The sequence below is a fragment of the Undibacterium sp. FW305-107 genome (genome assembly GCF_058788535.1).
Genome location: NZ_JBYTAV010000006.1, coordinates 232,494 through 253,491, shown reverse-complemented (window position 1 = coordinate 253,491; position 20,998 = coordinate 232,494). Strand labels below are relative to the sequence as shown.

General features: G+C 50.4%; 23 protein-coding genes. 7 read left to right on the top strand and 16 right to left on the bottom strand.

All coding sequences use genetic code 11. From position 1 onward, the window contains the following. Positions 1 to 15: 15 nt before the first annotated feature. From AC3WQT_RS15335 to rpoH, 3 genes are all read left to right on the top strand, one after another. Positions 16 to 690: a cell division ATP-binding protein FtsE gene (locus AC3WQT_RS15335; RefSeq protein ID WP_492704848.1), complete on the top strand. Its 675-nt coding sequence runs from the start codon at positions 16 to 18 to the stop codon at positions 688 to 690. 31 nt (positions 691 to 721) lie between these two features. Further along, positions 722 to 1,636, top strand: coding sequence for a cell division protein FtsX (locus AC3WQT_RS15330; RefSeq protein ID WP_492704846.1), 915 nt, complete (start codon positions 722 to 724; stop codon positions 1,634 to 1,636). Between the two features lie 321 nt (positions 1,637 to 1,957). Continuing rightward, positions 1,958 to 2,854 carry an RNA polymerase sigma factor RpoH gene (rpoH, locus tag AC3WQT_RS15325; protein ID WP_110256444.1) on the top strand — a complete coding sequence of 299 codons (897 nt, stop codon included), beginning with the start codon at positions 1,958 to 1,960 and terminating at the stop codon, positions 2,852 to 2,854. Between the two features lie 95 nt (positions 2,855 to 2,949). Here the strand turns inward: rpoH and AC3WQT_RS15320 are convergent, their stop codons facing one another. From AC3WQT_RS15320 to AC3WQT_RS15300, 5 genes are read right to left on the bottom strand one after another with little or no spacing between them, the layout of a single operon-like run. Further along, positions 2,950 to 3,513, bottom strand: a complete 564-nt coding sequence (locus tag AC3WQT_RS15320) for an SCO family protein (RefSeq protein ID WP_492705051.1) — start codon at positions 3,511 to 3,513, stop codon at positions 2,950 to 2,952. A gap of 23 nt (positions 3,514 to 3,536) precedes the next feature. Next, a complete protein-coding gene (cyoE, locus tag AC3WQT_RS15315; RefSeq protein ID WP_492704844.1) occupies positions 3,537 to 4,421 on the bottom strand; it encodes a heme o synthase in 885 nt (294 codons plus the stop codon). Further along, a complete protein-coding gene (locus tag AC3WQT_RS15310) occupies positions 4,418 to 5,509 on the bottom strand; it encodes a COX15/CtaA family protein (protein ID WP_492704843.1) in 1,092 nt (363 codons plus the stop codon). Before AC3WQT_RS15310 ends, cyoE begins: the two co-directional genes overlap by 4 nt. A gap of 9 nt (positions 5,510 to 5,518) precedes the next feature. After that, the gene (locus AC3WQT_RS15305; RefSeq protein ID WP_492704842.1) at positions 5,519 to 6,124 is read right to left on the bottom strand and encodes an SCO family protein; all 606 of its coding nucleotides are present in this window, start codon (positions 6,122 to 6,124) and stop codon (positions 5,519 to 5,521) included. Further along, positions 6,111 to 6,836 carry an SURF1 family protein gene (locus AC3WQT_RS15300; protein ID WP_492704841.1) on the bottom strand — a complete coding sequence of 242 codons (726 nt, stop codon included), beginning with the start codon at positions 6,834 to 6,836 and terminating at the stop codon, positions 6,111 to 6,113. Before AC3WQT_RS15300 ends, AC3WQT_RS15305 begins: the two co-directional genes overlap by 14 nt. Positions 6,837 to 6,898: 62 nt before the next feature. Between AC3WQT_RS15300 and AC3WQT_RS15295 the strand changes: the two genes are divergently transcribed. Further along, positions 6,899 to 7,099: a twin transmembrane helix small protein gene (locus AC3WQT_RS15295; protein WP_110256438.1), complete on the top strand. Its 201-nt coding sequence runs from the start codon at positions 6,899 to 6,901 to the stop codon at positions 7,097 to 7,099. A gap of 111 nt (positions 7,100 to 7,210) precedes the next feature. On the opposite strand, the gene AC3WQT_RS15290 is transcribed toward AC3WQT_RS15295, so the two are convergent. The 7 genes from AC3WQT_RS15290 to AC3WQT_RS15260 all read right to left on the bottom strand — a co-directional run bounded on the left by AC3WQT_RS15290 (position 7,211) and on the right by AC3WQT_RS15260 (position 13,045). Then, a complete protein-coding gene (locus tag AC3WQT_RS15290) occupies positions 7,211 to 8,071 on the bottom strand; it encodes a cytochrome c oxidase subunit 3 (RefSeq protein ID WP_492704840.1) in 861 nt (286 codons plus the stop codon). 39 nt (positions 8,072 to 8,110) lie between these two features. Continuing rightward, positions 8,111 to 8,326, bottom strand: coding sequence for a DUF2970 domain-containing protein (locus AC3WQT_RS15285; protein ID WP_423005363.1), 216 nt, complete (start codon positions 8,324 to 8,326; stop codon positions 8,111 to 8,113). Further along, the gene (locus tag AC3WQT_RS15280; RefSeq protein WP_492704838.1) at positions 8,323 to 8,919 is read right to left on the bottom strand and encodes a cytochrome c oxidase assembly protein; all 597 of its coding nucleotides are present in this window, start codon (positions 8,917 to 8,919) and stop codon (positions 8,323 to 8,325) included. The genes AC3WQT_RS15285 and AC3WQT_RS15280 overlap by 4 nt, the downstream gene beginning before the upstream one ends. A gap of 12 nt (positions 8,920 to 8,931) precedes the next feature. After that, a complete protein-coding gene (locus tag AC3WQT_RS15275; RefSeq protein ID WP_492704837.1) occupies positions 8,932 to 9,039 on the bottom strand; it encodes a cytochrome oxidase small assembly protein in 108 nt (35 codons plus the stop codon). Positions 9,040 to 9,087: 48 nt separating this feature from the next. Further along, complete coding sequence (gene ctaD, locus AC3WQT_RS15270) at positions 9,088 to 10,683, bottom strand: cytochrome c oxidase subunit I (protein WP_492704835.1); 1,596 nt, start codon at positions 10,681 to 10,683, stop codon at positions 9,088 to 9,090. Positions 10,684 to 10,707: 24 nt separating this feature from the next. Beyond that, a complete protein-coding gene (coxB, locus tag AC3WQT_RS15265; RefSeq protein ID WP_492704833.1) occupies positions 10,708 to 11,898 on the bottom strand; it encodes a cytochrome c oxidase subunit II in 1,191 nt (396 codons plus the stop codon). A 232-nt stretch (positions 11,899 to 12,130) separates the two neighbouring features. Beyond that, the gene (locus tag AC3WQT_RS15260; RefSeq protein ID WP_492704831.1) at positions 12,131 to 13,045 is read right to left on the bottom strand and encodes a methyltransferase domain-containing protein; all 915 of its coding nucleotides are present in this window, start codon (positions 13,043 to 13,045) and stop codon (positions 12,131 to 12,133) included. Positions 13,046 to 13,128: 83 nt separating this feature from the next. On the opposite strand from AC3WQT_RS15260, the gene AC3WQT_RS15255 reads away from it, so the two are divergent. The 3 genes from AC3WQT_RS15255 to AC3WQT_RS15245 all read left to right on the top strand — a co-directional run bounded on the left by AC3WQT_RS15255 (position 13,129) and on the right by AC3WQT_RS15245 (position 17,040). Next, positions 13,129 to 13,869, top strand: a complete 741-nt coding sequence (locus tag AC3WQT_RS15255; RefSeq protein ID WP_492704829.1) for a phosphoribosyltransferase family protein — start codon at positions 13,129 to 13,131, stop codon at positions 13,867 to 13,869. 25 nt (positions 13,870 to 13,894) lie between these two features. Beyond that, positions 13,895 to 14,365 (top strand): tRNA (uridine(34)/cytosine(34)/5-carboxymethylaminomethyluridine(34)-2'-O)-methyltransferase TrmL, encoded by a 471-nt coding sequence (gene trmL, locus AC3WQT_RS15250; protein ID WP_492704827.1) that lies wholly within the window; start codon positions 13,895 to 13,897, stop codon positions 14,363 to 14,365. Between the two features lie 188 nt (positions 14,366 to 14,553). Further along, the gene (locus AC3WQT_RS15245) at positions 14,554 to 17,040 is read left to right on the top strand and encodes a sensor domain-containing protein (protein WP_492704825.1); all 2,487 of its coding nucleotides are present in this window, start codon (positions 14,554 to 14,556) and stop codon (positions 17,038 to 17,040) included. Here the strand turns inward: AC3WQT_RS15245 and rfaE2 are convergent. The 4 genes from rfaE2 to AC3WQT_RS15225 all read right to left on the bottom strand — a co-directional run bounded on the left by rfaE2 (position 17,029) and on the right by AC3WQT_RS15225 (position 20,995). Further along, positions 17,029 to 17,508: a D-glycero-beta-D-manno-heptose 1-phosphate adenylyltransferase gene (gene rfaE2, locus AC3WQT_RS15240; RefSeq protein WP_492704824.1), complete on the bottom strand. Its 480-nt coding sequence runs from the start codon at positions 17,506 to 17,508 to the stop codon at positions 17,029 to 17,031. The two genes, AC3WQT_RS15245 and rfaE2, sit on opposite strands and share 12 nt — an antisense overlap. Positions 17,509 to 17,804: 296 nt before the next feature. Continuing rightward, a complete protein-coding gene (locus AC3WQT_RS15235) occupies positions 17,805 to 18,668 on the bottom strand; it encodes a ferritin-like domain-containing protein (protein ID WP_492704822.1) in 864 nt (287 codons plus the stop codon). A 311-nt stretch (positions 18,669 to 18,979) separates the two neighbouring features. Further along, entirely contained in the window at positions 18,980 to 19,912 is a 933-nt protein-coding gene (locus AC3WQT_RS15230; RefSeq protein ID WP_492704821.1) for a CysB family HTH-type transcriptional regulator, read from the bottom strand. Positions 19,913 to 19,930: 18 nt separating this feature from the next. Further along, positions 19,931 to 20,995: a sulfate/molybdate ABC transporter ATP-binding protein gene (locus tag AC3WQT_RS15225; RefSeq protein ID WP_492704819.1), complete on the bottom strand. Its 1,065-nt coding sequence runs from the start codon at positions 20,993 to 20,995 to the stop codon at positions 19,931 to 19,933. Between the last annotated feature and the right edge of the window lie 3 nt (positions 20,996 to 20,998).

Here is a 20,998-nt window from a genome sequence, read left to right as displayed (position 1 = left end):
AGACCATACGCGACCATGATTGAATTTGAACACGTCAGCAAACAATATTCGCAAGATGTCTATGCGCTCAAGGATGTTTCATTATCGATTGCCGCCGGTGAACTGATCTTTCTGGCTGGCCCCTCTGGTGCTGGCAAGTCCACCTTGCTAAAGATGATCGCTGGCATAGAAAAGCCAACAGCGGGTACAGTCAAAGTGAATGGTCAGGACATAGGCAAACTGAAAAACAGCAGCCTGCCTTATTTGCGCCGCAAGCTGGGCTTGATTTTGCAAGATCAAAAACTATTGACTGACCGCCATGTACTGGCCAATGTCATGCTACCCATCATCGTTACCGGTGCTTCCCATAGCGAAGCCGAAACCCGCGCCCGCATAGCGTTGGAAAAAGTTGGCTTGCCTGACAAAGCTTATTCTTTGCCGCTGGCTTTATCCGGTGGAGAACAACAGCGCGTGGCGATTGCCCGTGCCATCGTCAACCGGCCACAGATCATTCTGGCGGATGAACCTACCGCCTTTCTCGATCGCGACAATGCCAACAAGGTATTGGGTGCGCTCAAGGCTTTCCAGAGCGCGGGGGTCACCTGCATTATCTCCAGCCATGATGAACAATTTCTCGATCAGGCCAGCCGTGTGATTTATCTCAGCCAGGGTCAGGTAGTCAGTACCTGGAAATCCTCGCTCGCCGCCTGATCCTGCATGACAGAATAATAAGGATGAATTCATGACCAACTGGTTCCGTCAGCATTTGTTTGCCATCAAGAGTGCGTTTGCCCATTTACGCGGCAGCCCTGGCAATTTCTTGTTCAATGTACTGGTTGTTGCGATTGCACTGGCCTTGCCCATCGCTGGCCTGACCCTGATAGAGAATATACGCCCGATCTCTTCGCAACTATCAATAGAGCCTGAAATCAGTATTTTCGTCAGCCCGGACACGCCAAGGGCAACTGCTACTGCCTTGTCGATACCCTTGAAGAAATTGCTGAAAGAGAAAAACATCACGGCAAACTTGAGCTTCATCCCCAAGGACAAGGCACTCGCCAGCCTGGAGCAGTCATCCAATCTGGCCGAAGTCTTATCCACTCTGGGCGGCAATCCCTTGCCGGATGCCTATGTCTTGTCCATGTCGAATAATGAGGCTGGCAAGATAGAGGCGCTGGTAGAAGAAATCAAACAAATGCCTGATGTCGATGTAGTGCAACTGGACTCGGCCTGGGTCAAGCGCCTGGCAGCACTGGTGCAGATCATGCAACTGGGTTTGTTATTCCTGGCTGCCACGCTGGGTGTGGTGGTGGTGGTCGTGGTGTTTAATGCAACCCGTCTGCAAGTCATTTCACACCGGGCTGAAATTGCCGTCTCACGCCTGTTGGGGGCCACCAATAGCTTTATCCACAAACCTTATTACTATACCGGCGCATTGCTTGGCTTATTGGCGGGTGGCCTGGCACTGGGCCTGATCGCTGCATCACTGCAGCCTTTGAACAAGGCTATTGCTGAATTTGCTAAATTATATGCCTCAGAATTCCACCTTGCTCCGTTGGGTATCGTACAGAGCGCCATTCTCCTGGCTGTTAGCATGTTGCTAGGATTGGTAGGCGTTTTTCTGTCAGTAAGAAGACAACTGGCACGTGCAAGTTAAATTAATAGCTGCCATTGCAAAATAAATCTGGTTTTGTTTCGTCTACATGATGTTAGCGCTGCCTGCGTCAACGAAGTTGGCCGGGCGCCTTGATTTGCAACAGCCTCTTACAATTTGCATCAACAGGATTGCAACTTTCAAGCCTGAGCCGTATCTAAGCAATATAAATGTTGTAAATGAATGCTAGTTTTTCAATAGATTTATTTGATGAAGTTCATAGAATCTGATTATTAGCACTCTTCTCAAGAGAGTGCTAATATAGGAACTTGAAAGTGCCAAAAGGAGTAATTGATACTCTTAAGGCAGCAATAAGGAGGAAAAATGGCAACTACATCGACACAATTGATCCCTGCAACTGACAGCACAGCATTGGCCCTGGGCTTCAGTGGTACGCTGGGTAATATTGATGCCTATATCTCTGCAGTCAATCGCCTGCCCATGCTCACGCATCAGGAAGAGATCGACTTCGCAAACAAATTACGTAATGACAATGACCTGGCTGCCGCGCAGCAACTGGTTATGTCGCATCTGCGTCTGGTAGTGTCCATCGCCCGTGGTTACCTCGGCTATGGCTTGCCACACGCTGACTTGATTCAAGAAGGCAATATTGGCCTGATGAAAGCCGTCAAACGTTTTGACCCTGACCAGGGCGTGCGTCTGGTGTCCTATGCCATGCACTGGATCAAGGCTGAAATGCATGAATACATTTTGAAAAACTGGCGCCTGGTTAAAGTGGCAACGACCAAAGCCCAGCGCAAATTGTTTTTTAACCTGCGCAGCCATAAAGAAGGTCTGGACGCGATGACACCCAAGCAAATTGATGCCCTGGCATCAACACTGGATGTCAAACGCGAAGAAGTCATCGAAATGGAAATGCGTTTGTCCGGTCATGATATTGCCCTGGATGCGCCGACGGATGATGACGATGAGAAATTTGCCCCTATCGCCTATCTGAAAACGGAATCCGACGAGCCTACCCGTGTTCTGGAAACACGTCAGTATGACCGTCTGCAAAGCGAAGGACTGGAATCTGCCTTGTCCAAGCTGGATGCACGTTCGCGCCACATCATAGAATCACGCTGGTTGAAAAATGATGATGGTACAGGTGCTACCCTGCACGAGCTGGCCGATGAATACGGTGTCTCTGCCGAACGCATACGCCAGATCGAAAGCGCAGCCTTGAAGAAAATGAAGGGCAGCCTCAGCAGTTTTGCTTGATCAGACATGCACTAGCAATGAAAAAGGCACTCGCAAGAGTGCCTTTTGTTTTATACGCCGGATTTATACGGTAGTTCAGAGCAAGCTGCTCAAACTTATTTCAATAATATCTTCAAATCATGCGCAACAGGTTCTGCCCCCTGACCATGGCGCAAGAATAAGCGTATGCGCCCCTGAGGATCAAATACATAACTGCCGGCAGTATGGTCTACGGTATAACTACCCGGGGTTTTACCCTCTACCTTTTGATAAAACACCTTGAATTCTTTGGCGACCCTGGCTGTTGCCGCTGCATCGCCATACAAACCAAGGAAACGCTTGTCGAAATTGGGTACATAGCTGGCCAATAAAGTCTGGGTATCACGCTCAGGATCAAGCGTTACGAACAGTACCTGCACCTTGTCGGCATCAGCACCAAGCAGCTTCATGACATTGGCCATTTCCACCATGGTGGTCGGACACACATCCGGGCATTGGGTATAGCCAAAAAAAATGACGACAGCCTTGCCCTTGAAGTCTGCCAGGGTGCGCGCCTTGCCATTGTGATCTGTCAGGGCAAAGTCTTTGGCGTAATCAAGACCTGTCAGATCCGTGTTATTGAATTTTTCCTGCGCGGGATTGCAAGCCACCAGGGTCAGCAAACTCAGCGCCATCAGCATACTGGTCACATGCTTCAGAATTTTCATAGCTTGATATAGTGATCAATCAACAAGGCTGCGAATAGCAGGGACAGATAGATGATGGAATAGGCAAAAGTCTTGCGTGCCAGTATGTCATCATAATGCTTGTAAATACGCCATGCATACCAGAGGAAAATCAGGCCAAGGATGATCGCGCTGACCAGATAAATCAGGCCACTCATATGCACCGCATAAGGCAGCATGCTGGTGGCAAACAGGGCAATGGTGTATAGCCAGATGTGGAAACGGGTAAATTCCAGACCATGGGTAATCGGCAACATCGGCAAACCAGAACGCGCATAGTCATCACGCCTGTACATCGCCAGCGCCCAGAAATGCGGCGGTGTCCAGATGAAGATGATCAACACCAGCAACCAGGCCTGCATCGGTACATCGTTTGCCACGGCTGCCCAACCCAAGGCTGGCGGCATAGCACCGGACAAACCACCGATAACGATGTTTTGCGGTGTCGCCGGTTTCAGGATGATGGTGTAAATAACGGCATAACCGACAAAGGTAATGAAAGTCAGCCACATGGTCAGGGGATTGACCATCGTGTACAAGATCCACATACCCATGCCACCAATGACACCTGAGAAAACCAGAGTCTGTGGCACGGTGATTTCACCCTGGGCCGTTGCACGGCGCGCAGTTCTTGCCATGCGGGAATCAATTTCTTTTTCTACCAGACAGTTTACCGCAAACGCGGCACCAGCCAGCAGCCAGATACCTATGGTGGCAGCAACAACAACACGCCAGTCAGGCAGGTCTGGCGTCGCCAGGAACATGCCGATGACGGCACAAAATACGGCAAGCTGGGTAACACGGGGCTTGGTCAAAGCCCAGTACTGAGCCAGGCGATTGGAGGGCAAACTTAAAGTGGTCATGATCTATCTTTGGCAGCGGCAAGGCTCACATGCCTTATGCGGTAGTTTAACATGGTCAGCAAGAGCACGAGCATGGCGGCCATCCCATTATGCAAAACTGCCAGCAGCAAAGGCCAGGAAAAGAATACGGTAGAAACACCGATGATGAATTGGGCAAGAATCGCGAGCAAGAGATTGCGCCCCAGCTTTTCCAGTCCAGCAATCTTGCGTGCCCTGAGAGCAGTCCAGAGGCAGACAGCAACTACCAGCAGGGCAAAATTCCTGTGTACCCAGTGTATGGCAACCAGGGCATTGAAGGGCAGGTAATCACCACTCATGGTCTGACCTAGCTGACGCCAGAGACTGAAGCCATGCTCAAAGTCCATTGCCGGTATGGCTTGCCCATTGCACATAGGGTAATCATGGCAAGCCAGGGCAGCATAGTTAGTACTCACCCATCCACCAAGGGTGATTTGTACAAACACCAGTAATAAGGCCAGGCTGGCAGGCCATAGCATGCGCCTGCCATCTGCGATGGCAATGTTGATACTAGTAAGGGAAGAGCTTTGCTGTTCCAGGCTGGCACTGAGCAGCGCGAGCAAACCCATGCCCAATATCAAGTGAGTGGTCACTATGATGGGTTGCAGCTTCAGAGTGACCGTCCAGGCACCGAAAGCGCCTTGCAGGCAGACAAAGAACAGCAGGAAGGTCGCCAGCCAGGGGCTGGACTCGAGTTGACGACGGCGCGCCCAGGCGATGCCCATCTGGGCAATGATCAGTATGCCCACACTCATGGCCAGATAACGGTGCACCATTTCTATCCAGGCTTTTTGCAAAGTGACAGGACCGGTAGGCATGGCAATTTCAGCCGCCTTGATAGCCGCATGGGATTGCAAGGGATTGGCCTGGCCATAGCAACCCGGCCAGTCCGGGCAGCCGAGGCCAGAATCTGTCAGGCGAGTGAATGCGCCGAACATGATAAGTTCAAAGGTCAGCGTCACGGTCACCGCAATGAGCTTGCGGAATTTATTCTTTTCTTTGGATAAGAAAACCATAGCCGCCGGGATCACCGCGACCATGAGAGCTGTCAATGCAATCTGCAACCACATGATTCTTTTTTAACCTATCGCTGACGCACGCAATAACTTGCTGAGGTCTTTTTTAATTTTGTTGGGATCTGCATTTTTTTGATAACGCATCATCAGATTACCGCGTGGATCTATCAGGTAAATATGGTCGCTGATCTGGGTATCACTTTCAGTCGGCAACCAGGCTTTGAGGGCGGCAGCATCGACCTTGAGCATGCGCGCACCGTCATGCTGGCGTATCAGCATGGTATCGATAGGTGCATCATCAGTAATCAGCCAGACGCGCTCTATCCTGTCCATCTCCTTGCCCTGGGCAGTACGTAACTGGCGGATGTCATACATTCTTTTTTGGCAGGCATCGGCGCAAGCACCGCTATCCACCTGCACCATCAGCCACTTGCCTGCATAGGCTTCCAGGCCAATGACAGGATCTGTCGCTGCAGCACCCAGCAAGTGCCCAGCCAGTTTAGGCATGGGGTAATTGCGTGGATCAAGAATAGTGCCGTAATTGGTACGGCCACTGGGCTTGATGACATAGTAGGCCAGATAGGAAAAAATCATCGGGGCGGCACAAACAGCCAGCACCATCAATAATTTCCAGCGACCACGCGACTTTTGCTTTTCAGTTTTTTCCACGACGAAATCCAGTAACAACAAAAAATAAGAAGGCCATCAAGGCCAGTGCATACCATTGAAAGGCATAGCCTCTGTGCTTGTCGGCACCAGCCGAGGGCATTGGCCATTCACGCAAGAGACCATCGCCCTGCGCGGAAGTTTGTTCCAGCGTTTGCTCAAGTACAAAGGGATAAAAATCCCAGCGCGTTTGTTTTGCCAATGCTTCCACATCAATGTTCTGCAAGAGACTGCCCGGTTTGACAGCTTCGGCCTGACCGAGTTGCATGACGCGGTCAAGCTTGTCCCTGAGCATGCCTTCCAGCACAACTTGACCACCTGGTGCCGGTACATCTGGCATATGCATACGGTCACGTGCATCACGCGGATGCCAGCCACGCGCGATCAAAATATACTTGCTGCTATCAGCCAGCTTGAAGGGCATCAGCACATACAAACCCGCTTTACCCTGCAAGGGGCGATTATCCAAATACAGGGGCCATTCACGTATGAATTGCCCGCTGACTTGCAACTTGCGAAATGCCTGCAACTGATCAGGCGGCGTCTTCTCATTCAATACCAGGGCTGGCAAATGCTGGCGTTCAGCCATTTGCGCCGCCAGGCTTTCTTTTTCTTGCGCCCTGTGCGTCTGCCATTGCGCCAGAGAGATACCCAGGCTGACCAGCAGCAGGCAGGCAATAAACGGGATCAGGCGGAAGCGGAAGGAAATAGGCATTCAGGTATTAAGGTATTACAATGCAGGAGTCGATCAATCAAAAGCACCAACAATAGCTCAGTATGAAAATTCTTGTCGCCATCGCTTTTTTCCTCATCCTGTTCAGCCTGGGATCAGCCCTGGTTTATCTGATGAAAGACAAGGGAAAAAGCAATCGCACGGTCAAAGCACTGGCATTCCGGGTCGGGTTTTCCATCACCCTGTTTTTGCTGATCTTGCTGGCCAATCACTTTGGCCTGATACAGCCTACCGGCATCAGGTAATTTTGCGTTTACTGTCGCTTAAGCGCCAGTATCGTTCGCTGCTCAAGCACTTTCATATATGTAAAAAAGCCGCACTAACTGTGCGGCTTTTTTTACGCTACTGAAGCTTGCTTACAGCCAGTAGACAACAACGTACAGACCCAGCCAGACCACGTCAACAAAGTGCCAGTACCAGGCAGCGCCTTCGAATGCGAAGTGATGCTCAGGTGTGAAATGGCCTTTCATGACACGGTACAGAACGACGGACAACATGATCGCACCCATGGTCACGTGGAAACCGTGGAAACCGGTCAGCATGAAGAAAGTGGAACCATAGATACCGGAAGTCAGTTTCAGGTTCAGTTCGCTATAGGCATGCATGTATTCATAAGCCTGGAAGCCCATGAACACGGCACCCAGCAATACAGTAGCAAACAACCAGAATGCTGTCTTGGCACGATGGCCTTCACGCAAAGCGTGGTGAGCAATCGTCAGCGTCACACCGGAAGTCAGCAACAAGGCAGTATTGATCGTAGGGATAGGAAAAGGTCCCATGGTTTTGAAGGCTTCGACTGTACCAGCCGGGCCTACATTACCCCAGTTGGCAGCAAAATCAGGCCACAAGACTTTGTGATCCAGATCAGCCAGCCAGGGCATACTGATGGTACGTGCATAGAACAATGCGCCAAAGAAGGCTGCAAAGAACATGACTTCAGAGAAAATGAACCAGCTCATGCTCCAGCGGAAGGAGACGTCGATACGGGCACTGTATTTGCCACCTTCGGATTCAGCAATCGCTTCACCAAACCAGTTATACAAAACTACCAGGGTCAGGATGATACCTGCAAAATTCAGGTAAGAACCCCAGGCCAGACCATTCACCCAGGCAGAAGCACCTATCATGGTCAACAATAAGGTGGTGCCACCGAGGACTGGCCATTTGGATGGGCCAGGCACAAAATAATATGGCGCATTAGCGTGTTGAGAACTCATTTCCATCTCCCGATGCAATTTAATGTACTGCTTGAATTGTTATTTCGCGACTACATGTTTGACTATCATTATCAGCACTGCAATGAAGATCAGCGCACCTATGATGCCGGCAATAATCACGTGAACAGGATTCAACTGTGCTGCATCCTGCTCATAATCATTTTTCTTGCGTATTCCCAAAAACGACCAGAATACGGCTTTCATTGTTGCCACAAACGAAGCCTTACGCTTGCTTGCTTCTTTTAAATCCGTCATAGCTTGCCCTGTCCTTCTCCAACCTGGGCAGCGCCTGCCTGCGGCTTCATGCCTACTTCAAAAAACGTATAAGACAAAGTAATTGTCTTGACATCCTTTGGCAAGGCCGGGTCCAGATAAAACACCACTGGCATTTGCCGCGCTTCATTCGGGCCCAGGGTCTGCTGCTTGAAACAGAAGCATTCCATCTTTTTGAAGTAATTGGCAGCCTGTTGAGGTGCGTAGCTGGGTATCGCCTGCGCATCCATTTTGTAAGACTGCTTGTTAACTACTTCATAAACGATCTGTGTCATTTCACCGGGGTGCACTTTCATGCTCGCCACAGTAGGACGAAAACGCCACGGGCCTTGTGTGTTTGCATCAAACTCAACCGTCACTTCACGGCTTCTGTCGATTTGGGAATTGGATATTTCTTTTACTGAAATATCCTTGGGCGTCAAAATATTCACTCCCGTCAATTCACAAATCTGTTTGTAGATGGGCACCAAAGCGTAACCAAATCCAAACATCAGAACCGCAATCACCAGCAACTTGCCCAGCATCTTTGCATTCAGCTTGTTCTTGCCAGCAACGCCGGATTCCTCTTGCAACATGAAGCTATCCTATCAGCGTAACCAGGTTTGCTTGATGAAGACACCGGCAAAAAACACCAGCGCCACAGAAAACAGAATGATGGCTGTTCGCAAGTTATTCGGTTTTTTTTGATTACTCATTTTTTGTCTTGCTCCGGAAAAACCGGAGCAAGCCTAAGCCGTACTACATTATTTGAATTCTGGCGGTTCTTCAAAAGTGTGGAAAGGCGCAGGGCTAGGCACTGTCCATTCCAGACCTTCAGCACCATCCCATGGTTTTGCTGCTGCTGGTATACCGCCTTTGATGGACGGGATGACCACAGCCAGGATGAAGTACACCTGCATCAAACCAAAACCAAACGCACCAATCGTTGCCAGCTGATTGAAATCAGTGAACTGTGCAGGGTAGTCGGCATAGCGACGTGGCATACCGGCCAGACCCAGGAAGTGCATAGGGAAGAAGGTCACGTTGAACAAAATCAGCGAACCCCAGAAGTGGATCTTGCCACGTGTTTCGTTGTACATGAAACCTGTCCACTTTGGACCCCAGTAGTAATAACCGGCGAACAAGGCAAACAGGGAACCCGCCACCAATACATAGTGGAAGTGGGCAACCACGTAGTAAGTATCCTGCAACTGGATATCAATCGGTGTCACCGCCAGGATCAAACCTGTGAAACCACCCATGGTGAACACGAAGATAAAACCGACAGCAAACAACATAGGCGTCTCGAAAGTCATCGAGCCTTTCCACATAGTCGCTACCCAGTTAAACACTTTCACGCCAGTAGGTACCGAGATCAGCATGGTCGCATACATGAAGAACAACTGTGCCGTCACTGGCATACCGGTTGTAAACATGTGATGTGCCCAAACGATGAAGGACAGGATAGCGATGGATGCCGTTGCGTACACCATCGACGCATAGCCAAACAAAGGCTTGCGGGCAAAGGCAGGAACGATCTGGGAAACGATACCGAAGGCTGGCAAAATCATGATGTACACCTCTGGATGTCCGAAGAACCAGAAAATGTGTTGGTACATGACAGGATCACCACCGCCTGCAGCATTGAAGAAGGATGTACCAAAATGACGGTCAGTCAGGGTCATGGTGATCGCACCGGCCAGAACTGGCATCACAGCGATCAGCAGGTAGGCAGTAATCAACCAGGTCCAGCAGAACATCGGCATCTTCATCAAGGTCATGCCAGGAGCGCGCATGTTCAGGATGGTGGTGATGATATTGATGGAACCCATGATGGAAGACGCACCCATGATGTGGACGGCGAAAATCGCCATATCCATACCTGGTCCCATTTGTGTGGACAATGGTGCATACAGAGTCCAGCCAGCAGCAGTCGCGCCACCTGGTACCCAGAAAGAACCCATCAGCAGGATAGCTGCCGGGGGCATGAGCCAGAACGAGAAGTTGTTCATACGGGCAAATGCCATATCGGACGCACCGATTTGCAGAGGGATCATCCAGTTGGCAAAGCCAACGAAAGCCGGCATGATTGCGCCAAAAACCATGACCAGACCATGCATGGTGGTCAACTGGTTAAAGAACTCCGGTTGCATGAGTTGCAGGCCAGGCTGGAACAATTCACTGCGGATACCGAGGGCCATGACGCCACCGGCCAGCAACATCGTGAAGGCGAACCACAGATACAGACTACCGATATCTTTATGGTTGGTTGCAAACAACCAGCGCTGCCAACCGTGTGGATGGTCATGCGCGTGGTCGTGAGAGTGATCGTGAGCGTGATCAGCTGTAGTAGTGCTCATCTTTTCTCCTGTTCTTCCTGTTTATTACTTGCGCGCAGCCAGAACTTCAGCCGGTTGAACGATGTTTTCAGCAGCCTTGTTAGACCAGTTATTGCGTGTATAGGTAATCACAGCAGCAATTTCTGTATCAGACAAAGAACCCTTCCATGCTGGCATGCCTGGCGCTTTACCATTCATGACGATATTGATTTGCGCAGCTTTTGGACCAGTTACCATGGCAGAACCATCCAGTGCAGGGAATGCGCCTGGCACACCCTTACCAGTTGCCTGATGGCAGGCTACGCAGTTTGCCGTATAGACTTTTTCGCCACGTTGTTTCAACTCATCCACAGTCCAGACTTTGCTAGGATCGTCTGCCTTGGCAGCCATTTCCTTCTTCTTGCCATCAACCCATTTTTTGTAGTCTTCATCGGAAACGACAGTAACGACGATAGGCATGAAAGCATGTTCTTTACCGCACAGCTCTACGCACTGACCACGGTAAGTACCGATTTTCTCAGCCTTGAACCAGGTATCACGTACAAAACCAGGAATCGCATCCTGTTTCACACCGAAAGCTGGAATAGTCCAGCCATGGATAACGTCATTGGCAGTAGTGATCACGCGGATTTTCTTGTTAACCGGAACCACAACTTCATTGTCAACTTCGATCAGGTAATTGTCGCCGCGTTTTTCAGTTGGCTCTACGCCAGGCGCACCAACTTGTGTACGTGGCGTGGACAAAGTGGACAAGAAGGAAATGCCTTCGCCCTCACCCTTCAGATAGTCATAGCCCCATTTCCATTGCATGCCTGTGGCTTTAATGGTGATGTCAGCGTTTGACGTGTCCTTCATTGCAACAACAGTTTTTGTTGCAGGCAAGGCCATGACGATAACAATAATGAATGGAACAATAGTCCAGGCGATTTCAACTGCGGTACTTTCATGGAAAGTAGCAGCCTTGTGACCTACTGATTTGCGATGTTTCAGTATGGAGTAAAACATCACCCCAAAAACTGCAACAAAAATTACCATACAGATAACCAACATCAGGTTATGGATGGAGTAGATTTGCTCCGCAATTTGCGTAACAGGTGGTTGCAGATTTAACTGCTTTATCGCCGGACCGCCCTTCATATCTACCGCCGGACCATTGACCACCGCCCACGTTGGCAGACTAGCAGCCAAGAGCGAGGCACCCAGCATGAACGACTTTAATCGCTTAGCATGTTTCATGAATTTCCCCAAAACCCGATTAGAATTCTTTTAACAGAGCGCCAGGGACACAGATTCAAAATTTTTCAAATGCGTACCGGCAACTTCCACAACTGCGAGAGTATAAGGCGTAAAGCAGGGTGATATCAAGCAGAATACACGAGCGACAACTATGATCCCGCTCAAATGTCACAAAGATTTATGGCGTAAATTTACAGTTTTTCGGTATTTTTTGATCTGGTTTTGATGTGTATTAAGGTGACTTTTTAGGTAAATCGAAACGGACTATGGATTCACCAGCGGCAGTTTTCCGGTTCACCGGACGGAAAGCATGGCCATACACCACTTCCAGCGTCAGGGTGATGCGGCCATCCACGTTTTTGCGCTTATCCAGAGCAGCCAGCAATCGTGCGTGCGCTGCACGCCCCAGCAAACCTTGCCTGCGTGTCATCAGCGGGTTCCCCCCCAAGGCGCGCACGTCTTGCAATAATTTATCGGCGCTGCCATAGGTCAGGGTAATTTTCTCCATATCCATGACCGGCGTGGAGAATCCTGCATTCACCAGCATATCGCCAAAATCATGCATGTCAACAAAGGGCAATGCGTGAGGCAGATCATCGACTTCGGCAAAGGCCTGGCGCAATTCCATCATGGTATCCGGACCAAAACAGGAAAACATCAGCAAACCCTCAGTCCGTAAAACCCTGCGCCATTCAGCAAATACCAGGTCAGGCTGGGGATGCCAGTGCAGCGCCAGATTTGACCAGATCAGGTCAACTGCTGCATTTGCTATCGGCAAGCGGGCAAAATCGGCACACAACAAATGCTGACCGCCATCCTGACGCAGCGCAACAGGCGTCCATTTCGCCAATAAACGTCCGACTGCACTCTTGGCGGCTGTCTGCTTATTTCTGCCCGCCTCCAGCATTGCCAAAGATGCATCAACACCATAAGCCTGGGCCGCTGGATAATATTTTTGCAACTCAGCAATATCATCGGCCTCACCACAACCGGCATCCAGGAAGCTGACGGGCTGGATCTTGACCAATTCCAGCTTTTCACGCATGCGCGTGGCTATTTCGCGACGCAAGAAGTCGGAAGCACGGATTTTTGCTGCATCAGCAAACAGGCGGCGTACCAGTTGCAGATTAATAGGAGCGCTCAACATAGGCAAAATTCAAAGAAACTACATTTTTAAGTTAAGCTGGCAGTTTACACGCTTGCAGCTCCGCTTGTGCCCACGCTTTTCACATGTTCACAGACAAACTCAAACTAGCCTGCCAAAATGGTATTGCTGCCCTGATACCAAATTCTTGTGCCTTATGCCGCCTGGATAGCAACGATGTGGTGTGCAGTGCCTGCCATCTGGCTTATTTCCACACCGGACATGTGCGATGCAAGCAATGCGGCCTGCCCTTGCCACCTGGTAGCGCCAGTCCGCGCTGTGGCGATTGCCTCAGCAATCCACCAGCTTTTGACAGTACCTTGACCGTTTGCGACTATGCTGCCCCACAAGATCAGCTGGTACTGTCACTGAAATTTGCCCACCAACTGGCCCTGGCCCCCTGGTTTGCGCGCATGCTCAGGGACAGTATCTTGCAGCATCAAGGCAATGAACTGCCTGATTTGCTATGCGCCGTGCCTTTGGGCAGGGATAGATTGGCAGACCGTGGCTTTAACCAGGCTTGGGAGATCACTCGCCCCCTGGCTAAACATCTTGGCATATCTGCCAACATGCATATACTGCAGCGTAGCAGGGAAACTGCCATGCAAAGCGGCCTGCCCATTGATGCCCGTGCCCGCAATGTCAAACATGCATTTTGCATAGATGAAAATCAACAGGACACCCTGCGCGGCGCGCACCTGGGCATCGTCGATGACGTCATGACCACTGGCATGACCATGCATGAAATCGCTACAATGCTGAAGCGTTACGGTGCGGCCAAGGTCACTGCCTATGTTTTTGCCCGCACCCTCCCTCATATTCACTGAATCACTAAGTCATTAAGGAATTGCCTTGTTTCATGTCGTCCTGGTTGAACCAGAAATACCGCCAAATACTGGCAATATCATCCGTCTGTGTGCCAACACAGGTGTACAACTGCATTTGATAGAACCGCTGGGTTTTCCTCTGGATGATTCCAAGATGAAGCGCGCCGGTCTTGATTACCATGACTATGCGACCATGAAGGTGCATAAAAACTGGGCAGAGTTTTGCGCCAGTGAGCAGCCAGATAACGAGCGCATGTTTGCCATGACCACACATGGTTCCACACCCTTTGCGAATATGGCTTTCCAGCCCGGCGACTATTTTGTATTTGGCGCCGAAACTCGCGGCCTTGCCCCTGAATTGCGAGAATCCTTCCCCACCAGCCAGCGCATACGCCTGCCGATGAGGCCCGATAACCGCAGTTTGAACTTGTCGAATACGGTGGCTGTCGTCGTCTACGAAGCCTGGCGTCAGAATGATTTTGCAGGCGGTGCTTAAACTCCGGCGATCATTATTTTTATTTCCGCAAGTCAATTATCCAAATTACCACAGCGTATTTGAAAATTTACTGCATTTCCTCAAGAATCCTTTAGCATACTTACAGGGAAACGGATTCCAGATAATTATAATTTGGCCCCTTAATTTGACCCCGTATTCAGGGCATAGACCAAGGCCAGGACAAGATCGTGCAAAATTCGGGAATTGAGCAATTTGAAGACAATCTTCAACAGCTACGGCATCTGATCGATGCGTTGCCTGTCTGCATCTCTTATGTGGATGTAACTTACCGCTACCAATTTATTAACCAGGTGTATCTCAACTGGTTTGGCGTCCCCAGATCTGCCGTTATCAATAAGCACATGATCGAAGTGATTGGTGAACCTGCTTTCCAGCATGTGCGCTCCTACGTAGACCAGGCATTAAGTGGAAAATCCCTGGCGTATGAAGCCACAGTTCCGTACCTGCATGGCGGGACACGCAACATTTCTGCCCAGCTATTACCAGTCTTTGACCACAATGGTAGAGTCAAAGGCTGCTACGCAATGATTATTGATACCAGCCAGCGCAAGCAAAGTGAGGAACAATTACATTTGCATGAAGAACGCTGGCAACTGGCGCTAGAAGGTTCTGGTGATGGTGTCTGGGACTGGTATCCACAAACTGGCATAGAGATATTGTCTGACCGTCTGCGCGAAATCTATGGCTATGAAAAAGATGAGATAGCAGACTTGTCTGAAGAACTGGACAGACGCACTCATCCTGACGACCTGAAGCAAATGTACCTGGACAGACAGGCGCACTTTGATGGCAAGACGCCGATATATATCAATGAACACCGTGTGCAATGCAAGGATGGTCGCTGGAAATGGATACTGACACGCGGTACCGTGATACAGCGCGATGCACAGGGCAGCCCGGTACGCGTAGTCGGCACTCATACCGATATTTCAGAAAGAAAACAGGCTGAAGTCGCCCTGCGCGAGAGTGAAGAACGCCTGCGCATGGCGCTGTCTGCCACGCATCAGGGTCTGTATGATTTGAATGTGCAAACCGGGGATGCCATCGTCAACCCGGAATATGCGCTCATGCTGGGTTATGCGCATGAGCGCTTTCAGGAAAACAGAAAAAATTGGGCAGCCAGAGTACATCCTGCAGATTTCCCTTTGGCAGCACGCGCTTTCAGGGAGCATCTGGAAGGCAAGAGTGACGAATACCGTGTTGAATTCCGTCAAAAGAAAGCCAGTGGCGAGTGGGCCTGGATACTCTCGGTCGGTGCCGTCGTTGAATGGGACAGGGATGGTCGCCCTCAGCGCATGCTGGGCACTGTTCTCGACATCACAGAAAAGAAAAAAACCGAAGCCCTGATCTGGCAACAAGCCAATATAGATACCCTGACTGGCTTGCCTAACCGCCGCATGTTTTATGACAGGCTGGATCATGATATCAAGCTCAGCAAGCGCAATAAACTGGCACTGGCCGTATTGTTCATAGACCTGGATTTCTTCAAGGAAGTCAACGATACCCTGGGCCACTCCACTGGTGATGCCTTGCTGATAGAAGCCGCACACCGGCTACGCAACTGCGTCAGGGAAAGCGATACTGTGGCACGTCTGGGTGGTGATGAATTTACCGTCTCGCTGCCAGAAATGCATGAGCAGAACCGTGCCGAAACCATTGCACAAAACATCATCCGCAGCATGTCCACACCTTTTCAGCTTGCAGGTGAAGAAATCTATTTATCTGCCAGCGTGGGTATCACCATTTACCCGCGTGATGCTGACAATCTGGATGACCTGATCAAACATGCCGATCAAGCCATGTATGCTGCCAAGGCACAGGGCAGGAATCGTTTCAGCTATTTCACACCCGGCCTGCAAACTGCAGCGCTGGCGCGTCTGCGCATGACCAATGACTTGCGTGCGGCAATTGCAGACAATAGCTTGCGCGTGTATTTCCAGCCCATCGTCGATATCCATACAGGGAAAATACAAAAAGCCGAAGCCCTGGTGCGCTGGCCACATGCACAGCGGGGCTTCATCAGTCCCATGGAGTTCATACCGATAGCAGAGACTAGTGGCCTGATAGTCGCTATTGGCGATCTGGTTTTCCACGAAGCAGTACGCTGGGTCAAGAAATGGCGCGAACTGTATCATCCAGACTTCCAGATCAGTATCAACCAGTCTCCTATGGAATTTCAGGGCGATCAGGAACGCTATGTAAACTGGATACATGAACTGACACAGCAAAACCTGCCAGGACAGGCAATTACAGTGGAGATTACCGAAGGATTACTGCTCGATGCCAGCCAAAAAATCACCAGCAAGCTTTTGCAATTCCGTGACGCAGGGATACAGGTTGCACTGGATGATTTTGGTACCGGGTATTCATCACTTTCCTACCTGAAGAAATTTGATATCGATTACCTCAAGATAGACCAATCCTTCATCCGCAACCTGGCGACAGATGCCAGTGATATTGCTCTGTCTGAAGCCATCATCATGATGGCGCACAAGCTGGATTTGAAGGTGATAGCCGAAGGAGTGGAGACGCAACAGCAGCATGACTTGTTGAAGCAGGCGGGCTGCGACTTCGCCCAGGGTTATTTATTTGCCAAACCGCTGCCGCCGGAAGAATTTGAAATCTTCCTGCAACAAGAATCTCTAGGTCGCTGACCTGACCTTGGCCAGCAATTTGCTGGTCGAACGGTCATGCTCAAAATCAATCGCCGCTACCGTGCCACCATAAGCCAGCACGGCCTGGCCTTCAGGTATCGCCGTCATATCGTAATCCCCCCCCTTGACATACACATCAGGGTGTGCCGCCAGCACTGCTTGCAAAGCAGTATCTTCATCAAACTCCACCACCAAGCTGACTGCCTCCAGTGCGGCCAATACAGCCATGCGGTCTTCACAGGAATTCACCGGCCGGTCATCGCCTTTGCCCAGGCGCTTGACCGAGGCATCGGTATTCACGGCGACCACCAGCGAAGCGCCAAATTCACGTGCGTCAGCAAGATAGCTGACATGGCCGCGATGCAGGATGTCGAATACGCCATTGGTCATGACCACGGGTTTTGGTAAAGCACGCACACGCTCGGATAATTCTTCGCGTGTGGTGAGTTTTTTTTCGAATTCTGGCATAGGAATAGTTCAGTATTTTTTTGAAAAACCACTCACCACAGAAGCATGGAGAAAACCGAAATCGTAATTTGTTGTAGGTTGGGCTACGTTTCATCAGCCCAACACTCGGCGTATAAATAACGTATTCGTTTATCAAAGGCACAGTGTTGGGCTGGTAAACCGTAGCCTAGCGAGGCCCGGCCCAATTTACGGAAAACCACGCGATTTTCCTCTGTGCCTCCGTGTTGAGAGGTCTTGATTGTACAAATAAAAAAGCCGCTAATGAATAGCGGCGATTGTACAGGCTCAAACCAGATTTATGCTGCACTAGGCAAGCTGCCAGGCAAAATAACCAGTCTTTGTGCGACTTCCTTGCGGTAGCGGTTCAAGTCTTGCACGGTTTCGAAAGTACGCTCAAACAGCAGCGACATATTGTGCAAAATGCGGTCAACGACTTTCTTTTCCCATACGCCATCGAACTTGATCTGGCCATCGAGCCAGCGTTCCAGCCAATCCGGATCAGGCAGGCGGGACTGTATGGTGTCGTTAGGGAACAATGCCTGATTGACATGCAAGTTGGTTGGGTGCAGAGGTTTTTCAGTACGCCTGGCAGATGCCATCAGGACACCAATTTTTGAAAACGCAGCGCGTGCCACATCACCCATTTCTGCCAGGGACTTTTTCATATAGCGCAGATAAGCACCGCCATGGCGTGCCTCATCCTGGCTGATGATTTTGTAGATATGCTTGATGACAGGCTCGGTATGCCAGTCAGAGGCACAACGATACCAGTGGTTCAGGCGGATTTCGCCGCAAAAATGCAGCATCAAGGTTTCCAGCGGTGGAGCAGGATCAAACTCAAAGCGTACATTGTCGAGTTCTTTTTCCGTAGGCACCAGTTCAGGGTGGAAGCGGCGCAGGTATTCCATCAAGACCAGGGAATGTTTTTGTTCTTCAAAAAACCAGATGGACATGAAGGCGCAAAAATCACTGTCCCCCCTATTATCACGCAAGAACATCTCCGTAGCAGGCAGAGCAGACCATTCGGTGATGGCATTCATCTTGATGGTTTGCGCCTGCTCAGGTGTCAATTTGCTGGCGTCATATTTATCCCAGGGGATATCTGACTCCATATTCCAGCGTACTTGCTCCAAAGACTTAAACAATTCAGGGTAAAGCATGGTCAACCTCTGATAAAAATTGCGGAAATTAGAATGATTTGCCTAATTTTACCAGAGAGATGTGACGCCTTCACGACAGCACCTGAATTGCTTAAAATTTAGGCCGCAACACAACAGAAAGATAAGACTTGCGCAAAATTGTCCCAGCAAGGCCTTGCCTGGGAAAGCTCCCTTGCAAGGGAGCTTCGTTTCATCGGCGGACAACATATTGTCCGAAACCCCGATTGCACCGTAGCGACGAAGACAGTACTTTAGTACCGAATTTATCAACTGCCGGCGCTGCAACGCAGCTGGGGCGGTTTTGCGCAAGTCTACGCTAATTCGTTTTCGCTGACGGCCTGCCTAACTTCATCCCTGTCCAGATTAGGTGCGAACTGCTGTATGAACTCATAGGTATAAGCACGCAGATAAGCACCACGGCGCACCGCCAGACGCGTCACATTTGATGCAAACAAGTGGCTGGCTGAAATAGTTCTCAAACCATGTGCACGCTGCACTTCTATTGCCATCGATGCTACCAGACCCACACCCAGACCCAGTGCTACATATTGCTGGATAACGTCAGAATCCATGGCAGTCAGGACGATATCGGTACGCAAGCCAGCCAGACGGAAAGCATCGTCAATATGACCACGGCCAGTAAAGCCGACATCATAGGTAATCAATGGGTAATTCGACAGATCTTCCAGTGTCAGTTCATCCTTGCTCAAAAGTGGATGACCTTCTGGTACGACGACGACGTGATTCCATTCATAGCAGGCGAAAGATGCCAGGTCCTTGAATTGCGACAGACCTTCAGTAGCGATACCGATATCCGCCTTGCCGGACAGTACCCATTCAGCAATATGCTCAGGTGAGCTTTGCTGCAGGGCTATGCGCACATCCGGGAAGGCCTGACGGAAACCTTGCACTACCTTGGGCAAGACATAGCGCGCCTGGGTATGGGTAGTCGCTATCGTAAGCGTACCCTTGGACTGGTCAGAATAATCTTCACCAGCCTGACGCAGGTTTTCTGCCTCCAGCAACAGTCTTTCTATGATGGGCAAAATATCCTTGCCTGGCTCAGTCAGGCCAGTCAGGCGTTTGCCATTGCGTTCGAAAATATCGACGCCCAGTTCTTCTTCGAGTTCACGGATCTGGCGGCTGACGCCGGGCTGGGAAGTGAACAATACATTGGCCACTTCGGTCAGGTTATAACCGCGGCGTGAAGCTTCACGGATGGAGCGTAGTTGTTGGAAATTCATGGCTTACCTTATTCTTTATTATTGGGTGTCAACAAAGACATGGAGACGCTTGGGTCGCACTACCAGGGCTTCACCGACTTTAAGTTTCAGTTGTTCATAGCGTTCTGTAGAAATCATGGCTTCGACCAGTTCGCCGTTATCATCTCTTTCCAGTTCCAGTTGGGCCAGCGGGCCTATGCTGTGGACCCGGCGCAGTTGCACATTGAGACCTGCCGCACCAGGGGAATAGCGGTCTATTTCCAGCTCGTGCGGGCGCACATAACCAGTACCAAAAGCATCACGGGTATCGGCATGGCCAGGTGCTTCAAAAGGCACGCCACCGGCATCAAGTATTCCTTCATGGATGCGGCCACGGAACAGGTTCACATTACCCAGGAAGCCGTAAACAAAAGGTGTGGCCGGATGATGGTACACCTCGGCTGGCGCACCTACCTGCTCAACCTTGCCATGATTCATCAGCACGATCTTGTCAGCTACTTCCAGTGCTTCTTCCTGGTCATGCGTGACAAAAATACTGGTGACATGTAATTCATCATGCAGGCGACGCAGCCAGCGACGCAATTCCTTGCGCACCTTGGCATCGAGTGCGCCAAAAGGCTCATCCAGCAAAAGCACACGCGGTTCCACTGCCAATGCACGGGCCAGCGCGATGCGCTGACGCTGGCCACCAGACAATTGTGGTGGATAGCGGTCAGCCAGCCAGTCGAGCTGCACCAGTTCCAGCAACTTGGTGACTTTTTCCTTGATCTCGCTTTCTGACGGACGCAGATGACGTGGTTTGACGCGCAAACCGAAAGCGATGTTTTCAAAAATCGTCATATGCTTGAACAAGGCATAGTGCTGGAACACAAAACCAACCTGGCGTTCACGCACGTGCTGGGCCGAGGCATCTTGCCCATCGAGCAAAACCTGACCACTGTCCGCATATTCCAGACCAGCGATAATGCGCAGCAAAGTGGTCTTGCCACAGCCTGAAGGTCCCAGCAAAGCTGTCAATTCCCCATTTGGAAAATCCAGCGAGACATTATCCAGCGCAGTGAAATTGCCAAAGCGTTTTTGTAATTGATTAACAGCGATACTCACGGT

What these genes read in the sequence shown, in the direction of transcription:
- AC3WQT_RS15335 (WP_492704848.1), top strand. Translation starts at nt 16, where the DNA reads ATGATTGAATTTGAACACGTCAGCAAACAATATTCGCAAGATGTCTAT.
- AC3WQT_RS15330 (WP_492704846.1), top strand. Translation starts at nt 722, where the DNA reads ATGACCAACTGGTTCCGTCAGCATTTGTTTGCCATCAAGAGTGCGTTT.
- rpoH (WP_110256444.1), top strand. Translation starts at nt 1,958, where the DNA reads ATGGCAACTACATCGACACAATTGATCCCTGCAACTGACAGCACAGCA.
- AC3WQT_RS15320 (WP_492705051.1), bottom strand. Translation starts at nt 3,513, where the DNA reads ATGCTGATGGCGCTGAGTTTGCTGACCCTGGTGGCTTGCAATCCCGCG.
- cyoE (WP_492704844.1), bottom strand. Translation starts at nt 4,421, where the DNA reads ATGACCACTTTAAGTTTGCCCTCCAATCGCCTGGCTCAGTACTGGGCT.
- AC3WQT_RS15310 (WP_492704843.1), bottom strand. Translation starts at nt 5,509, where the DNA reads ATGTGGTTGCAGATTGCATTGACAGCTCTCATGGTCGCGGTGATCCCG.
- AC3WQT_RS15300 (WP_492704841.1), bottom strand. Translation starts at nt 6,836, where the DNA reads ATGCCTATTTCCTTCCGCTTCCGCCTGATCCCGTTTATTGCCTGCCTG.
- AC3WQT_RS15295 (WP_110256438.1), top strand. Translation starts at nt 6,899, where the DNA reads ATGAAAATTCTTGTCGCCATCGCTTTTTTCCTCATCCTGTTCAGCCTG.
- AC3WQT_RS15290 (WP_492704840.1), bottom strand. Translation starts at nt 8,071, where the DNA reads ATGAGTTCTCAACACGCTAATGCGCCATATTATTTTGTGCCTGGCCCA.
- AC3WQT_RS15285 (WP_423005363.1), bottom strand. Translation starts at nt 8,326, where the DNA reads ATGACGGATTTAAAAGAAGCAAGCAAGCGTAAGGCTTCGTTTGTGGCA.
- AC3WQT_RS15280 (WP_492704838.1), bottom strand. Translation starts at nt 8,919, where the DNA reads ATGTTGCAAGAGGAATCCGGCGTTGCTGGCAAGAACAAGCTGAATGCA.
- AC3WQT_RS15275 (WP_492704837.1), bottom strand. Translation starts at nt 9,039, where the DNA reads ATGAGTAATCAAAAAAAACCGAATAACTTGCGAACAGCCATCATTCTG.
- ctaD (WP_492704835.1), bottom strand. Translation starts at nt 10,683, where the DNA reads ATGAGCACTACTACAGCTGATCACGCTCACGATCACTCTCACGACCAC.
- coxB (WP_492704833.1), bottom strand. Translation starts at nt 11,898, where the DNA reads ATGAAACATGCTAAGCGATTAAAGTCGTTCATGCTGGGTGCCTCGCTC.
- AC3WQT_RS15260 (WP_492704831.1), bottom strand. Translation starts at nt 13,045, where the DNA reads ATGTTGAGCGCTCCTATTAATCTGCAACTGGTACGCCGCCTGTTTGCT.
- AC3WQT_RS15255 (WP_492704829.1), top strand. Translation starts at nt 13,129, where the DNA reads ATGTTCACAGACAAACTCAAACTAGCCTGCCAAAATGGTATTGCTGCC.
- rfaE2 (WP_492704824.1), bottom strand. Translation starts at nt 17,508, where the DNA reads ATGCCAGAATTCGAAAAAAAACTCACCACACGCGAAGAATTATCCGAG.
- AC3WQT_RS15235 (WP_492704822.1), bottom strand. Translation starts at nt 18,668, where the DNA reads ATGCTTTACCCTGAATTGTTTAAGTCTTTGGAGCAAGTACGCTGGAAT.
- AC3WQT_RS15230 (WP_492704821.1), bottom strand. Translation starts at nt 19,912, where the DNA reads ATGAATTTCCAACAACTACGCTCCATCCGTGAAGCTTCACGCCGCGGT.